This window comes from Deltaproteobacteria bacterium, from assembly GCA_016709225.1.
Lineage (GTDB): Bacteria > Myxococcota_A > Polyangia > Nannocystales > Nannocystaceae > Xiheibacterium > Xiheibacterium phototrophicum.
In genome coordinates this window covers 872,523-887,449 of sequence record JADJEE010000002.1, presented here as the reverse complement: position 1 = coordinate 887,449, position 14,927 = coordinate 872,523, and the positions used below count along the sequence as shown (strand labels likewise).

Sequence of the window (14,927 nt, the reverse complement as noted above, 5' to 3'; positions counted from 1 at the left end):
CACCCGCGCGATCGCGTCGGCCTTCGACGGCCTCGACGACGACGCCGCGGCAGCGTTGCTCGCGCGCTGCTGTGGCTCGCGCACGTGGGTCCGCGGCATGCTCGCGCGGCGCCCGTTCGCCGACGACGATGCACTCTTGTCCGCCGCCGACACGGTGTGGTCTGCGATCGAACCCGACGATGTGCGGGAGGCGCTCGCCCATCACCCCGCGCTCGGTGAGGACCTCGCGGTGCTGCGCGAGCGGTTCGCCAACACCGCGAGCTGGTCGAGCAGCGAGCAGGCCGGCGTGGGCGCGGCCGACGAGCACACACTGTTGGCGCTGCGCGACGGCAACCGTCGCTACCGCGAGCGCTTCGGCTTCACCTTCGTGATGTGTGCGACCGGTCGCAGCGCCGCCGAGATGCTGGCGGCGCTCCAAGGGCGCATCGACAACCCACCGGCGCGCGAGCTCGACGTCGCCGCACTCGAGCAGGCTGCGATCACGCGCCTGCGCCTGCACAAGCTCGCCGCCGGCCCCGCCGCGTAGACCAAGCAGCACCCAACATGGCCAACACGCTCACCACCCACGTGCTCGACACCTCGCTGGGACGGCCGGCCGCCGGCATTGCGGTCGTGCTCGAGCGCCAGCAAGGCAGCGAGTTCATCGAGATCTCCGCTGCCACCACCAACGACGACGGCCGCGCGCCGGAGCTGCTGGCGACCGGCGGACTGCTGGCCGGCGTGTACCGGCTACGCTTCGCGACCGCCGCGTACTTCGCCCGCGACGAGCGGCCGTGCTTCTACCCCGAGGTCGCGATCAGCTTCGAGGTCACGCGACCGACCGAGCACCACCACGTGCCGCTGCTGCTCAGCCCGTTCGGATACTCGACCTACCGCGGGAGCTGAACGTGGTGATGCCCGAGCCCATGGACCCGCTGCTGCAGCGACTGCAGGGCGCCAACGCCGAGTTCAACCGACACTTCGCGGGCGCGAGCCTGCGGCCCCAGCCGGTGCACACGCTCTACTGGGGGGCCCACCTGCTGCGTCCCGACAGCTGGCGTCGGCTCGGCGAGTCGGCCCGCGACGCGTTCGCGCGGTGGGCAGATTCGCCACCCCAGCTGGCGCGCGCGCTGGGCTTCCCCGGCGCCGACGCGCTGCCGCGTGACCGTCAAGGCGTCGATGCGATGTCGCTGCGCTTCGCCGACGATCCCGAGGCGTTGGCCCGCGAGCTACCCGACACTTGGCTCGCATGGGCCGTGCACGCGCGCGTGCGTGGGCGCCTCGCGACCGCGCCGATCGAAGATCTTCGCATCGACTTCGAGGACGGCTACGGCATCCGCCCCGACGCCGAGGAGGATGGTGACGCCCGTGCGGCCGCCAACGCGCTGGCGTCGGCGCTCGCCGACGGCAGTGCGAGCGCGTGCAGTGGCATCCGCATCAAGCCGCTCACCGATCCCTGCATGCGTCGCTCGATCGCGACGCTCGAGCGCTTCGTCGGCACGCTGGTCGACCGCCACGGCGCGGTGCCGGCGGGCTTTCGCATCACGCTGCCCAAGGTCCAGCACGTCACCCATGTCGAGGTCGCATGCGAGCTGCTGGCTCGCTGCGAGCGCGCGCTCGGGCTGCCGGAGCTGTCGCTGCCGCTCGAGTTCATGGTCGAGGTCACGCAGGTGCTGTTCGACCGGCATGGGCGCTTCCAGCTACCGGCGTGCATCCGCGCCGGCGGCGAGCGGCTGATCGCGGTCGCGCTCGGGGTCTACGACTTCACCGCCTCGGCCGGCATCACCGCGGCGTGGCAGGCGATCGATCATCCGATCTGCGACGTCGCCCGCGGCTTCATGACGCTCGCCTGTGGCGGCACCGCCGTGCAGGTCTGCGACGGCTCCACCAACGTGCTGCCGGTCGAACCCGACCCCGGGGCCAGCTCCGACGATGGCCAGCGTCGCAATCGCGAGGCCATCTGGCGCGCGTGGCGACTGATGCACGATCACGTGCGCCGCTCGCTCGTCGGCGGCTACGTGCAGGGTTGGGATCTCCACCCCGCCCAGGTGCCGGTGCGCTGGGCCGCGAACTATCGCTTCTTCCTCGAGTCACTGCCCGCGGCGAGCGAGCGGCTGCGCAGCTACTTGCAGCGCGCCACGGCGGCGACCGACGGTGCGGCGGTACTCGACGACGCCGCGACGGGTGCGGCGCTGTTGGGCTTCTTGCAGCGCGCCCGCGCCTGCGGGGCCATCGACGACGCCGCACTCACCCGCGCCGGGCTCGCGCCCGAGGAGCACGGGCTGCGCTCGTTCCCCGAGTTGCTGGCCCGCCGTCGTCGCGCCCGCGACGAGCGGGCGGCGGGCTGACGTCCGATCACTGCGTCCACGCCCACAGGCGCGTCCACAGCGAGGCCTCGGTGACGCGACGCCGCAGGCTCTCGCGCGCGCGTAGCTCTCGGCTCAGCCATTCGACCTGGCCCAACTCGGACCGCAGCTCGTCGAGTCGATCGCGATCGCTGGAGTCCGGGGCGGCGGGCACTGCGGGGCTGGGTTCGCGCGCGGCCATGCGAGCACTGCTCGAAGCAACGGCGATGCCAGCCCCGGCCGCCACCCGCGGCGTGGGGTGATTCCGTGGGTCGCCCGGTGACGCGAACGTCAACCGCGTTGCATCTCGCCCGGTCGCCATGATCGCGGTGCCCTGGCGTCGGCGGAGGTGACGTCGTTCTGACACCCGGGCCGGCATCTGCGCGCCGGCCATCGCACGGCGTCCGGGGCTCGCCAACCGGCGTCCACAGCCCCTGCCGAGGTGAGGCAGGGCCGTGCCATGCATCGCCGCCGGCGGCACGGATCGCCCCGATCGCGACCATGCCGATCGGAGCGACGCCGCCAGCGATCGTCGCGCCGGCGGTGAGCTGGCGATCTCGATCGGCCGGCGATGCGTGCTGCGCTACATCTGTCGCACCCGTACCGGGCGACACGCCGACGAACACCTTGGCGACGCACCGCACGCGCCCACGCATGGGCGGGCGCGCGAGATCCCGGATCGCCCGAGCTGCCCGTCGCGCTGCTCGGCCCGTCGGCGCGAAAGTTGAAGGCCGGCGCAAGGCGTCGCATAAACCCGGGTGGTGCCTGCGCCGTCGTGCGGGCCGATGGGTGACCTGGCGTGACACCGGAAGCGATCAGTTTGGCGTTCCTGTTGGGAGCGGCGGCCGCGAGCGGGCAGGACTCGGCGATGCTGCGCAGCACGGGCGCAGCGACGCACCCGGGGCACGCCGCCGACGCGATGCCGAACGTCCCCGAGCAGGCGGTGTCGGAGGTCTCGGCGCACCTGGTGGGCTGGCTCGCTGAAGCCTCGCCCGCGTCGCAACGGGCATTGCGTGAGCGCGTGCGCCGTGGCGCACCACCCACCGCACTCATCGCAATGCTCGATGCCTATCGCGATGCGCCGCGCGTCGAGTTGCTCGACGTCGTCGTCGAGCTCGCGAGCTACCGCCGCGCCGACGTCCGGGGGCACGCACTGCAGGCGTGGGCCGCGACCTCGGCGGCGCAGGCTGACCGCGCGATCGCGGCGGCGACGATCGACATGGATCCCGCGATCCGTCGCGTGGCCTGGGTGCTGGCCCGCCGTCACCCCAGTGCGGCCGCGCAGACCCACCTGCGCGAGATGCTGGCGCATGATCCCGAGCTCGCGCGCGAGCTCGAGGCCGCGACGGCGACCGCGGAGGTCGAGGACGACGTCGCCGACGACGAGATCCTCTGGGTGCCGGAGTGACGTCGGCAGCCGGCGCCCTGCGCTGGCTGTGCTTGGGCGCGTGGGTGGCGGTGGCGGGCGGCGGTTGTGCCCGCGTGCTGCCGGCGCAGGGGGCCGAGCACGGCAACCTCCTCGCGCACGCGCAGGACGAGGGCGCGACCGCGGAACTCGACGCCGAGGCGGCGGCGCTGCCGTTGGTGGTGATGGTCGAGCGCACGCGCGTGGTCGCGGTCGATCCGATCCACGGTCGCACGCGCTGGCAGCTGCCGCTGGTGGTGACGGGTCATCCGGTCGCGAGCGCACACCATGTGGTCCTGCCGATCCGCGGCAACCAACTGGCGGTGGTGGAGCGCGCCAGCGGCCACGTGGTCCACACGCTCGGCCTGGCCGGCGAGGCGCTCACCGGCGTGGTGATCCACGAGCCGTGGATCGTGGCCACGGTCCTGCACGATCGGCCCGACGTACGCGGCGAGGTGCTCGCGTTCTCGACCGAGACCGGTGAGCCGGCGTGGCGGCGCCGTTCGGCGGCGCCGCTGGGCATCCCCGACGTGGCCGGTGCGGTGGTGGCGGTGCCGACCGCCGATCAGGTGATCGCGCTGCGGCTTCGCAACGGTCGCGAGGCGGCGCGCGTCGACGTCGCGGCCGCGCGTCGGCAGGGCCTCGCGCTCGAGCGGGTGCGGCATGCCCAGGGGATGTGGTTGGTGGGCGGCGGCACGCGGTGGGTGACCGTCGGCGGTGGACAAGAGGACCTCGCGCCGCGGGAGCTGCTGGCGGGCCATGCCGACGCGTTCCGCATCGGCGATCGCATCGACGATGGCCACAGCGACGACGAGCGACTACGGCTGTGGTTGCGGTGGTCGAACGTCGACGCGACCCCGCGTGACGCGATGGTGCTCGCGCGTCGTACGGTGGTCGCGATGCGACTGGATCCGCAGGGCCAGCCGCTGCGCGCGCGCTGGCTGCACACCGAGGACGGCGAGGTCGTGGCCGCCGAGGTCACCGGCGAGCGGGTGGTGTTGGCGCGCGAGGACGGCGGCATCGTGGTGCTGTCCGACAGCGACGGTCGCGAGCTGCGGCGCATCGGCGGCGGCGAGCCGATCCGCGGGGCGCTCGTGCTCGGCGCGACCGAGGTCACGCGTCGCAACCCCCGGCTGCCCGACGATCCTCGCGTGCTCGCGCAGCTCGAGCGATTGCTGCTCGACGCCGACCCGCGGCTGCTGCCCGCGCAGCGGATCGCCGCTGAACTGCTGTGGCGGCACGACGACATCGCGGTCCGACGACGGGTCCACGCGCTGGCGCACGGCGAGCTGCGTGGCGACGACGCGGAGGCCAGCGTCGCGCTGCGGCGCCATGCGCAGGACATCGTCGAGGCGCGCTGGGGCAGCGCCTCGCCGGCCGAGCTGCGGGCCGGGCTCGCGACCCTGCAGACGCGACCCCGCTTCGGCCAGCCCCGCGCGGACGTGACGCCCGCGATCCGGCAGGCGCTGGCGTCGGCGCGCCCGGAGGTGGTCGCCGAGCTGGCGGCGCTGCTGCTGCACCCCGGCACCACCACCGCGGAGCTGGTCGACATCGTCGACGTGATCTCCCAGCTCGATGACCCCGGCGCCATCGAGGCCGTGCTCACGTTCGTACAGCGCTATCACGCCGACGCGGTCATCGCCGCGGAGTCGGAGGCGATGCAGCGCGCGCTGACGTGGTTGCTACACCACCACGACGTGCGCACCGCCGACGGCGGCAGCGTGGGTTCGGTGCTGCAGGCGATCGCCGACGATCCGCTGAGTGTGCCGGTGCTGCGCACCGTCGTCGTGCGCGGGCTCGCCGATCTGCGCGCCGTCGAACGCGACGACGCGACGGCTCAGGCGCCATGACGCCCTCGGGTGGTGCCACCCTTGCGAGCGTAGCGCGCGTCGGCAGCGCTGCGCGCCGCCGGTGGCACCGGCCGGGTTTGCTCAGCTGTCGGCGCGCTCGAGCACGGCCGCGGCGCCGAGGCCACCCGCCGCGCAGATGCCCAACAGCGCGAAGCGACGTCGCGACTCGTGCAGCTCGTTGGCCATCGTCGTGACCATGCGGGCCCCGGTGGCACCGAAGGGGTGACCGAGAGCAACCGAGCCGCCGTAGACGTTCAGGCGTGCGGGATCGACCTCGCCGACCGCCTTGTCGCGACCGAGTCGAGCCTTGGCGAACGCGTCGCTCCCGAGCATCTTGAGCACCGACAACACCTGCGCGGCGAAGGCCTCGTGCATGTCGACGAGGTCGCAGTCGGCCAGCGTGATGCCGGCCTTGGCCAGCGCCGCCGGCATCGCGAGTGCCGGGCCCATCAGCAGCTGGTCGGCGGGATCGACCCCGCGGTAGGCCCAGCTGCGGAAGAACGCCAGCGGCGTGTAGCCGAGTGCGCGGGCCTTCTCTTCGCTCATCAGCAACACCGCGGCCGCGCCGTCGGTGAGCGCACTCGAGTTGCCCGCCGTCAGGGTCCCACCCTTGGCGAACACCGGCCGTAGCTTGGCGAGCTTGTCGACGCTGGTGTCGGCGCGCACGATGGTGTCGGACGTGACGGTCTTGCCGTCGGGGGTCTCGACCTTGCAGATCTCGCGACGCAGACGGCCCGACGCGATGCCGGCCGCGGCGCGGTGATGCGAGCGCGCGGCGAACTCGTCCTGGGCCTCGCGGCTGATCTCGTTGCGCTCGGCCATGCGCTCGGCCGACTCGCCCATCACCTCGCCGGTGGTGCGCTCGGCGATCTTGGGCATCTTCGGCAACACCTCGGACAGCGGCATCAGCTGCGCGAGCACGCCGAGGTAGTCCTTGGGCGTGGCCTTGCCGAACGCCAGCGGCGCCAGGGCGTGCACGACCTTCTGCGGCAGCTTGAGCTCGGCGTTGCTGGTCGAGTCGGAGCCGCCGGCAATGGCGACGTCGCACTCGCCACGCTCGATCGCCGCCGCCGCCTGGGTGATCGCCTGCAGGCCCGAGGCACACGCACGCGTGACGGTGTGGCCCTCGACGTGGGCCGGCAGACGCAGGTCGAGCGCGATCTCGCGGGCGACGTTGGGCGCGAGGCCCGGCAGGATCACGCCGCCCCAGACGATCGCATCGATCGCGTTGCGATCGATCTCGGTCTTCTCGAGCAGGCTGCGCACGCACGCATCACCGAGCGCGATGGTGTCGAGCTTGAGGAACTCCGCGAACGCCTTCACGAAAGGCGTGCGCAGACCGGCGACGATCACGGCGCGGCGACCCTTGGGCGGCTGGTAGGAGTACGCGGGACCGTTGTTGCGGGCGGTGGTTTCGGACATGGCAGGCTCCGGCGGCGCGCGGCGAGGGCCGCGGGCGATGGGGTGGGGACGAGGAACGCGCTAGCGGCCGATGAGGGCGCCGCCGCAGACGCGCAGCACCTGGCCGTTGACCCCGTGGGCACCGGGGCTGACCAGGAACGAGATGGCCTCGCCGACGTCGCGCGGCAGGCCACCCTGACCGAGGTTGGACAGACGGCGTCCAGCCTCGCGGATCATGACGGGGATCGCGGCGGTGAGTCGGGTCTCGATGAAGCCCGGCGCGATCGCGTTGACGGTAATGCCGCGCGCGGCGGTGTGGCGCGCGAGCTTGCCGACATAGCCGAGGATCCCGGCCTTGCTGGCGGCGTAGTTGGTCTGGCCCATGTTGCCGGCGATGCCGGCCACCGACGACAGGCACACCACGCGGCCGTGGTCGCGCAGCGGACCCTCGAGCAGCGCCGCGGTCACGCGGGCGACCGACACCAGGTTCACGTCGAGCGCCTGCTGCCAGGCCTCTGGCTTCATCTTCGCGAGGGTCTTGTCGCGCGTGATGCCGGCGTTGTGCACCACGATGTCGACCCCGCCGTACTCGCTGCGCAGGTGCTCGACGATCGTCGTGGCGACGTCGGCGGTGCCGAGGTCGGCCAGCAGCACCGAGCCGCCGATGCGACGCGCGACCTGGGCCACCAGCGCGTCGTCCTGCGGTCGATCGAGGCACACCACGTGGGCGCCCTCGGCCGCGAGAAGCTCCGCGGTGGCCTCGCCGATGCCGCGGGCGGCACCGGTGACCATCGCGACCTTGCCGGCCAGGCCCCGCACCCACTGCCACGACTGCGGCGCGCGGGCCTCGTTGGTCACGGTGATCGGCTGTCCCGACACGAAGGCCGAGCGCGCCGACAACAGGAACCGCAGCACCGACTCGGCGCGGGGCTCCGCGCCGCGCTCGACGTAGACCACGTGCGCGGTCGAGCCGCGCTTGCCGACTTCCTTGGCGAGGCTGCGCGCGAAGCCCTCGAGCGCGGCGTGCGACGCTGCGACCTGGGCCGACTCGAACGAGCTCGGCGGGCGGCCGATGACGATCGCGCGACCGCAGCCGGCCAAGCGCGTCACCAGCGGGTGGAAGAACTCGTAGAGCGCCACCAGCTCGCTGGGGTCGCCGAGGTTGGTGGCATCGAAGACGAGGCCACGCACCTTCATGCCCTCGGGCAGGGCATCGGCCTGCACGAGCTTGGCGGGGCGACCGAAGGCCTCGCCGGGTTCGGCGAACGCCGGCAGCAGATCGGCGCGGGCCAGCAGCGGTGACGCGCCAGCCATGGTCAACGTCTGCGCCAGCACGGCCGTCATCGCGCCACCGGGCGCGGCACCGACCACGATGTCGTCGTCGTGCAGCGGGCGCTCGTCCCACGGACCCTTGGCGCGACGCAGCCGCGTGGGCACCGGGACCGGCAGTCCGAGGGTCTGGATCAACTTGCGGGCGGCTTGGTTCTCGAGCAGGAAGTCGCTCATGGTGTGCTCTCCGACGCGGTCGCGACCGCGGGCGTGGTGCGAACGAAGTGGCCCGCGAGGTACGCCGGACCGCCCGGGGCGTCGCCGACCCAGACCTCGTCGCCGCGGATGTACAGGCCCACCTTGGCGGGCAGCACCAGCGGCTTGGTGAACTTCACGTCGATCTCTGCGAGCGCGTGGATCGAGCCGGCGAAGATGGTGCGCTGCAGACCTTCGATGGTGCGGGCCAGGGTCGCGAAGCCGTGCAGGATGGTCGAGCGGAAGCCGGCCGCGCGGGCGTAGGGCTTCACCCAGTGCACGGGGTTGAAGTCGCCGGTGAGCTTGGCGAAGTCGAGCCCAGCGTTGGCACCGATGCGCCAGCGCTGCAGCTCCTCGGCGTCGGCGGGCACCCGCACGGTCTGCTTTTTCTCGCCCTCGGCCCGCGGGGCGCCGTTCGACTTGCCGGCCTCGCGGCCCCCGCCCAGCGGCACGATCGCGAACAAGTCGGCGACCACCGCCTCGGGGTGCTCCTCGGTGCCGGTGACGATGCGCTGGTGCAGCACCGCACGGCGACCGTTGTCGTCGATGTCCTCGAGTCGCGCCCGCACGTGCAGCGACGCGTCGGCCGGCAGCGGCGCGTTCATCCGCAGGCGGCAGCCACCGTTGAGCACCCGCACCAGCGGATACGGGATGCCTTCGAGGGTCTTGGCCGTCAGCGGGAAGCCCCACTGCGGGAACAGGTGGGCGGGCACGGTGCCACGGTAGGCGCTCGCGTCACCGCCGACGTTGCGCACGTAGTCCCGCACCAGGTCGGCGGGCCGCGGCGGCAGCGTGGCGGTGATCTCGGGCGAGGGCAACGGCGGCATCGCACCGCCCGAGGCGGGCTTGCCCATGCGGGCGTCGAGCTGTTGCCGCATGGCGGCCCACGCCGCATGGGCGAGGGTGGCGAGCACGGGGCCCTGCTGCAGCACGTGTTTGTTGGCGACGGCCATGGTGGTGGACTCGATCCTCGCGCGGGCGGTCTCTGATCACTCGGCGGCCGCAGCGTTGCTGCGGTCGTCGTGCTGCAGGCGCGCGAGCAGCTCGGCGCCGGTGGTCTGGATCTCGTCGAGCAGGTGGCGACAGCGCGGCTCGGCGCGCACGAGGTAGCGCTTGAGCACGTCGGCGCGCTCGGGGTGCTTGCGGGCCTGATCGAGCAGGACTTCGCAGATGGCCGCGTCGGTCATCATGCGGGTCAGTCGCTCGGCGTGGAGCATCGCGTAGGCGAAGTCGCGCTTGGGGTTCCAGTCCTCGAGGAACGCGTGGCGCCACTGCGACAGCGGCTTGTCGGACAGCGAGCGGACCTTGTCGGTCGCGGTCTTGCGCACCAGGAACTGCTGGGCGTCGAGCACCGTGTGCTGCAGCTTGGCGACGCGGCGCTCGAGCGGGTCGCGGGCCGACAGCGAGCGCCAGCGCGCTTGGGCCAGGCGCTTCACGAACTCCTGCGGCGCCTTCATGATCGCACCCAGGGCGTCCTTCATCGCCATCAGCGACTGGATCTGGCTGGTGCCCTCGTAGACCGGCATCACCAGCGCGTCGCGCAGGAGCTTCTCGGCGCCGTACTCCTGCATGTAGCCGTTGCCGCCGTGGATCTGCATGTTGCGGCGCGACATCTCGACGGCCTTCTCGGCCGCGATGTACTTGAGCAGCGGTGTGACGCGGCGGGCGTTGGCCTTGTGGCGCTTGGCCCGGCGCTCGAGCTGCTTGGTCTCGAGCTCGTTCTGGCCGGCGATGCGGGTGGCGAACAGCTCGTACTTGGTCGCGAGCTCCTCGTGATACGCGCCGTACATCGCGAGCGCGCGGATGCCCTGGATGTCGGTGCGCATCTCGTCGAGCAGGTCGGCGACCATCTCGTGGCGATCGATGGTCTTGCCCATCGACGGTCGCTGCGCGGCGTAGTCGCGGGCCATGCGGTAGGCCGCCTCGCACAGGCCGATCGACTCGAAGCCGACGCCCAGGCGCGCGTTGTTCATGAGCGTGAGCATGTACTTGAAGCCCTCGCCGCGCTGGCCGAGGAGGATCGCGGGCGCGCGGTCGAAGCCGAGCGCGGTCGTGCACGAGCCGTGGTGACCGAGCTTCTCCTCGATGCGATCGATGGTGACGTAGCGATGGCGGCGGCCGTGCTCGTCCTCGTCCCACGCCGGCACCAGGAAGAACGACAGCCCGCCGAGGCCCGCGAGCGGACCGTCCTCGCTGCCCGCCGCGGCCTTCTCGGTGCGCGCGATGACGAAGTGGTACTTGCCGTGGCCCGAGGTGATGAAGATCTTCTGGCCGGTGACGAACCAATTGCCGTGTTCGTCCTGCTCACCGACGGTCCGCATGGCCGCCATGTCGCTGCCGGCGTCGGGCTCGGTGATGCACATGGTGCCCCACGCGTCGCCCCGCGCGACCTCTTCGATGGCGTCCTTGAAGCGGGTATCGGTGATGGTGCTGCCGTCGAAGCTCGTCGAGCCCTCGCGGATCGAGAAGATGAGCAGCGCCAGCGCGATGCCGCCGTGGAAGCTGTGGTGGGCGGTGATCGAGACGTCGGCGCGCGCGAACAGCTCGGTGTTCACGAAGTAGAGCAGCAGCGGCGAGTTCATGCCGCCGAGCTCCTTGGGCACGCACAGCCAGTGCAGGTCGAGCGCCTTGATCTGCTCGAACAGCGCGGCCATGCGCTTGGGCATCACCGCCTCGCCCTTCTCGAGGTGGAACTCCTGACGGTCGATCTCGATGCCGGCGGGCGCGACCTCGTCGGCCACGAAGGTGCCAACCATCTGCGCCATCTGCCGGTAGCCATCGACGGTCTCGGCTACCGCTGCGTCGACGCCCGCGCCGTCCTTGCCCAGATCGCGCTCGGTCGCGCGGACCAGCGGACCCCACTCGATGCCCTTCTCGAAGTAGTACTGGAGATCGTCGTTGTCGTCGAAGTAGTTGGCCACGGGTTTGTTCCTTTTCAGGCGCCGGCGATCGCCGGCCGCGCGCGGACCGGCAGCTTGCCGGGCTTGCTGACGAAGAGGCTCGACTTGGCGACGCGCAGCATCTCCTGCAGCAGTCGCTCGCTGGTGTCGTCGTCGCCCTCGGCCTGGGCGAGCACCCGCGAGATGCTCGCGTGCGACGCGAAGCCGCACAGCACGAGGTTGATGACCTGCGCCACGTAGGCCTCGGGGTCGACGTCGGCGCGGACGCTGCCTTGCTCCTGGCCCTTGCGGATGTAGTCGCAGACGATCTTGGACCACGGCTGCACCCGCATCGCGACCAGCGGTGCGATCTCGTCGGGGCGATCCAGCAGCTCGCGCAGCAACAGCCGCGCGCGGTCGGGGTCCTCGCGGAAGAACGCGAGTGCCTCGACCGCGATCGCATCGAACTGCTCGGGGCCCGCCGTCGCCGCGCGCAAGATGCGAGGCACGGCCTCGTTCCAGTGCGCGAGCATCTGGTCGAGCACGCCCTTGCGCAGCTCGTCCTTCGAGGGGAAGTGGTAGAGCAGCGAGGGCTTGCGGATGCCGACCGCCTTGGCGATGTCGCGCAGCGAAGCGCCGACGAAGCCGTGGCGCGCGAACAGCTTGGTCGCGTGTTCGAGGATGCGCTGCGCCACGTCGCGCTTGTTCCGGTCGGTCGCCATCTGCGGTGTCGCCGTGCTGCTCGCGCCGCTCCGGTGACGCCGCGACGGCGGCCTACCCGGTGGGCAGAGCGGTCTCTACCACTCGGTAGGCACCACGGCAAGCGACAACCGCAAACGTGGACTCAACTCGTTGAAATCACGAAATGAAGTCCCGCCTTCCGGGTGCGGGGGAATTGCCCCCGAACGTGGGCCTCACGGCGCGAAGACGAACACGCCGCGCAGGTCCTCGGTGCGGGAGATGGGCGACGACATGTTCGGCGTCTCGCGGATCGAGGTCGCGCGGAATTGATAGTACATCCCCGGCATGAGCGCGGGTCCGTCGTAGGGCACCTCGACCGCGTCGGAGCCCGACACGCCCGGCACGTCGAGCACCTCCCACACGAGCGTGCCGAAGGCATCGACGACCCGCAGCTCGTAGTGATCCTCGCTCGAGTCGTCGGCCCACCGCAGCGTGGGTGGGGTCGTGACGGCCTCGGCGAGATCGGCACCGGGCCCCAACACGGCGAGCGCCTCGGTGACCTTGAACGACTCGGCGAGCGTGACCGCGTTGGTGTCGGGCACCGCGACGTGTTGCAGCTCGGTGCCCGCGATGGCCGCGTCGGGATCGCGGACCAGCGCGTCGTTCTCGAACGCGGCCAGCACCTGGTAGTCGCCGGTCGGTACGCCGACGATGGTGAAGCTGCCCGCGACGGCGGGGGCGAGCCCGGGATCCGGCGCGCGCAGGCCGAACGGCACCGGGCCGCGCTCGAGCAGCGGATCGTAGACGCTGGTCGGCACCAACACCACCGAGCTGGTCGCACCGCCCGGGGCGTTCACGATGTTGATCGATCCGTCGACGCTCGCCAGCGCGGCCGGGTCCTCGATCTCGACGGCGAGCACGAGGTCGCTCGCTGCACCGGAGATGCTCGTCGGCGTGACCGCGAGGCCGCGACGATAGCCGCGCACCATCGTCGCCGCGGCCGGCACATTGAAGATGACCCACGCGCCCGAGGCGTCGGCGATGCCGTAGGGCGCAGGTGCAGGCCCGCCCTCGGCGACCACCAGCGTGCCGCCGGGGACCTCGGCGTCGACGCGACCCGAGAGCGTCACACCGCTGCCGCCGGGAAGCGGCAGCAGCGCGACGATCGTGGTCGCGTTGTCGACCACGAGGCGCTCGTGCTGGTCGTCGTCGGTCACCGTGGTGGGTGACGCGGTGTCGACCGGCAGCGCGGTGCGCAGGCCGCCAGGGAAGATCGCGTAGTCCTGCGCCGCGGCGAGCAGCGTCCAGCGCACGTCGTCGGCGAGGTTGCCGTCGGCGTCGCGACGGGCCGAGACCTGCAGCACGTAGTGACCCTCGGCGTCCGTGCGAGCTGCGTCCCCGAGCGGTGCACCGGTCTCGTCGAGCGCCGCGACCAGGGCGTCGGCGATCGCGGCCTTGGTGACGCCATCGATCACTTGCCCGTGCAGCTCGATTGCGGTCGCGCAGGCGTAGCCGCCGTCGGCGGTCGGGCTCGGCTCGCACAGCAGGCCATCGGCGCAGGGCGACGGATCGCCGCTCGCGGCCGGCTCGCACGGCTCGTTCGCGCCGGGCTCGTCGTCATCGCCCGCGTCGATCTCCTTGTCCTTGCACGCGGATGCGAGCGCGAGGCACATCGCGACCGCAGCCCGGCCGAGGCGTGGTGCACTCGTCGCCACGAGGTTCGGCGGACACTGCGGGACTGCGTGCGTCGTGGTCATCGGCGTCATAGACCGCACGCCCGCGGCGCGTTCCAATCCCGGGGAACGCCTGCGGCGGGCGCTCCACCCCGGCCCGAATGCGTCCGCCGGGCCGCAGTTTTTTTCATCCACGTGCTGGAACGGTCGCGGTCGGGACGGTCCACCCCTGCGATGTCGATCACTCGCGCTGCGGCCGTTCCCGTCGTCTCCGTGTGGGTGCTCGCCGCCCTGGCGGGCTGTCCACGATCCGGCGTCGAGGAGTCGGGTGACTCGGGCACGAGCTCGGGTGGCATCACCGTGGGCTCGACCAGCGCGTCGAACACGACGGCCTCGAGCGCGAGCGCGTCGACCAGCGCGTCGACGGCCGACAGCGGCAGCGATACCACCGACGGCACCGACACCGCATCGAGCACGGATCCCACGCTCGGCGGCTCGGGCTCCGACTCCACCACCGGCAACGATCCCGGCAATCCCGTCGACTGCGGCGGGGCCATTTACGCCTGCGGCGACGGCGAGGACAACGACGGCGACGGCTTCATCGACCTCACGGACCCCGAGTGCACCGGCCCCTGCGACGACGACGAGAGCTCGTTCCAGACCGGCCTGCCGGGCGACAACATGGACTGCAAGCAGGACTGCTTCTTCGACGGCAACAGCGGCCAGGGCGACGACGGCTGCATCTGGGATCTGCGCTGCGATGCCGAGAACCCCGGCGCCAACGTCGGCTGCGAGTACACCGGCGGCAACAACTGCAACAACATCCCGCCCAACCAAGATCCAACGTGCGTGATGTTCTGCGAGCAGTACGTGCCGCCCGGCTGCGACTGCTTCGGTTGCTGCGAGGTCCAGACCCCGGATGGTCCGGTGCACATCTTCCTCAACTCGGGCCCCGACTGCTCGCTCGACAACCTCGACGCGTGTCAGCCGTGCACCTCGCAGATCGACGACTGCGGCGTGCCCTGCTTGCCGGAGGAATGCCAGGTGTGCTTCGGCGAGACCGAGCCACCGCCCGGCTGCGGTGAGAACACGTGTCCCGGCGGCGATACCTGCGAGGCCACCGCCGACTGCCCGACCGACTTCTTCTGCTATCTCGGCTGCTGCTACCCGCCGCCGCCCGGTTGATGCAA

The 14,927-nt window shown here is 71.8% G+C and carries 13 protein-coding genes; 6 read left to right on the top strand and 7 right to left on the bottom strand.

All coding sequences use genetic code 11. The features are described 5' to 3' along the window. Positions 1–10: 10 nt before the first annotated feature. The 3 genes from uraD to IPH07_17830 are packed head-to-tail and all read left to right on the top strand — an operon-like array spanning position 11 to position 2,327. Positions 11–526, top strand: a complete 516-nt coding sequence (gene uraD, locus IPH07_17840; protein MBK6919262.1) for a 2-oxo-4-hydroxy-4-carboxy-5-ureidoimidazoline decarboxylase — start codon at positions 11–13, stop codon at positions 524–526. A gap of 17 nt (positions 527–543) precedes the next feature. Continuing rightward, a complete protein-coding gene (gene uraH / locus IPH07_17835) occupies positions 544–885 on the top strand; it encodes a hydroxyisourate hydrolase (GenBank protein ID MBK6919261.1) in 342 nt (113 codons plus the stop codon). 8 nt (positions 886–893) lie between these two features. After that, positions 894–2,327, top strand: a complete 1,434-nt coding sequence (locus IPH07_17830; protein ID MBK6919260.1) for a phosphoenolpyruvate kinase — start codon at positions 894–896, stop codon at positions 2,325–2,327. A 7-nt stretch (positions 2,328–2,334) separates the two neighbouring features. Here IPH07_17830 and IPH07_17825 read toward each other — a convergent pair whose 3' ends face one another. Next, positions 2,335–2,526 (bottom strand): hypothetical protein, encoded by a 192-nt coding sequence (locus tag IPH07_17825; GenBank protein MBK6919259.1) that lies wholly within the window; start codon positions 2,524–2,526, stop codon positions 2,335–2,337. Positions 2,527–3,123: 597 nt separating this feature from the next. Here IPH07_17825 and IPH07_17820 point away from each other — a divergent pair. Both IPH07_17820 and IPH07_17815 read left to right on the top strand, forming a co-directional pair. Continuing rightward, a complete protein-coding gene (locus IPH07_17820; protein ID MBK6919258.1) occupies positions 3,124–3,732 on the top strand; it encodes a hypothetical protein in 609 nt (202 codons plus the stop codon). Next, complete coding sequence (locus tag IPH07_17815; protein ID MBK6919257.1) at positions 3,729–5,579, top strand: PQQ-binding-like beta-propeller repeat protein; 1,851 nt, start codon at positions 3,729–3,731, stop codon at positions 5,577–5,579. Before IPH07_17820 ends, IPH07_17815 begins: the two co-directional genes overlap by 4 nt. Positions 5,580–5,660: 81 nt before the next feature. Here IPH07_17815 and IPH07_17810 read toward each other — a convergent pair whose 3' ends face one another. The 6 genes from IPH07_17810 to IPH07_17785 form a co-directional block, all read right to left on the bottom strand. Next, entirely contained in the window at positions 5,661–7,001 is a 1,341-nt protein-coding gene (locus IPH07_17810) for an acetyl-CoA C-acyltransferase (GenBank protein ID MBK6919256.1), read from the bottom strand. Positions 7,002–7,061: 60 nt separating this feature from the next. After that, positions 7,062–8,486 carry a 3-oxoacyl-ACP reductase gene (locus IPH07_17805; protein ID MBK6919255.1) on the bottom strand — a complete coding sequence of 475 codons (1,425 nt, stop codon included), beginning with the start codon at positions 8,484–8,486 and terminating at the stop codon, positions 7,062–7,064. Beyond that, a complete protein-coding gene (locus IPH07_17800; GenBank protein MBK6919254.1) occupies positions 8,483–9,457 on the bottom strand; it encodes a hypothetical protein in 975 nt (324 codons plus the stop codon). The genes IPH07_17805 and IPH07_17800 overlap by 4 nt, the downstream gene beginning before the upstream one ends. A 36-nt stretch (positions 9,458–9,493) precedes the next feature. Continuing rightward, a complete protein-coding gene (locus tag IPH07_17795) occupies positions 9,494–11,425 on the bottom strand; it encodes an acyl-CoA dehydrogenase family protein (protein ID MBK6919253.1) in 1,932 nt (643 codons plus the stop codon). Between the two features lie 14 nt (positions 11,426–11,439). Beyond that, on the bottom strand, positions 11,440–12,105 hold the full coding sequence (locus IPH07_17790) for a TetR/AcrR family transcriptional regulator (protein ID MBK6919252.1): 666 nt from the start codon (positions 12,103–12,105) through the stop codon (positions 11,440–11,442). A 192-nt stretch (positions 12,106–12,297) separates the two neighbouring features. Beyond that, on the bottom strand, positions 12,298–13,821 hold the full coding sequence (locus IPH07_17785; protein ID MBK6919251.1) for a hypothetical protein: 1,524 nt from the start codon (positions 13,819–13,821) through the stop codon (positions 12,298–12,300). Between the two features lie 150 nt (positions 13,822–13,971). Here IPH07_17785 and IPH07_17780 point away from each other — a divergent pair, with 150 nt between their 5' ends. Further along, positions 13,972–14,922 carry a hypothetical protein gene (locus IPH07_17780; GenBank protein ID MBK6919250.1) on the top strand — a complete coding sequence of 317 codons (951 nt, stop codon included), beginning with the start codon at positions 13,972–13,974 and terminating at the stop codon, positions 14,920–14,922. Positions 14,923–14,927 lie beyond the last annotated feature (5 nt).

Coding starts and splice junctions, on each gene's coding strand:
- uraH (MBK6919261.1), top strand. CDS start 544: ATGGCCAACACGCTCACCACCCACGTGCTCGACACCTCGCTGGGACGG.
- IPH07_17830 (MBK6919260.1), top strand. CDS start 894: ATGCCCGAGCCCATGGACCCGCTGCTGCAGCGACTGCAGGGCGCCAAC.
- IPH07_17825 (MBK6919259.1), bottom strand. CDS start 2,526: ATGGCCGCGCGCGAACCCAGCCCCGCAGTGCCCGCCGCCCCGGACTCC.
- IPH07_17810 (MBK6919256.1), bottom strand. CDS start 7,001: ATGTCCGAAACCACCGCCCGCAACAACGGTCCCGCGTACTCCTACCAG.
- IPH07_17805 (MBK6919255.1), bottom strand. CDS start 8,486: ATGAGCGACTTCCTGCTCGAGAACCAAGCCGCCCGCAAGTTGATCCAG.
- IPH07_17800 (MBK6919254.1), bottom strand. CDS start 9,457: ATGGCCGTCGCCAACAAACACGTGCTGCAGCAGGGCCCCGTGCTCGCC.
- IPH07_17790 (MBK6919252.1), bottom strand. CDS start 12,105: ATGGCGACCGACCGGAACAAGCGCGACGTGGCGCAGCGCATCCTCGAA.
- IPH07_17785 (MBK6919251.1), bottom strand. CDS start 13,821: ATGACCACGACGCACGCAGTCCCGCAGTGTCCGCCGAACCTCGTGGCG.
- IPH07_17780 (MBK6919250.1), top strand. CDS start 13,972: ATGTCGATCACTCGCGCTGCGGCCGTTCCCGTCGTCTCCGTGTGGGTG.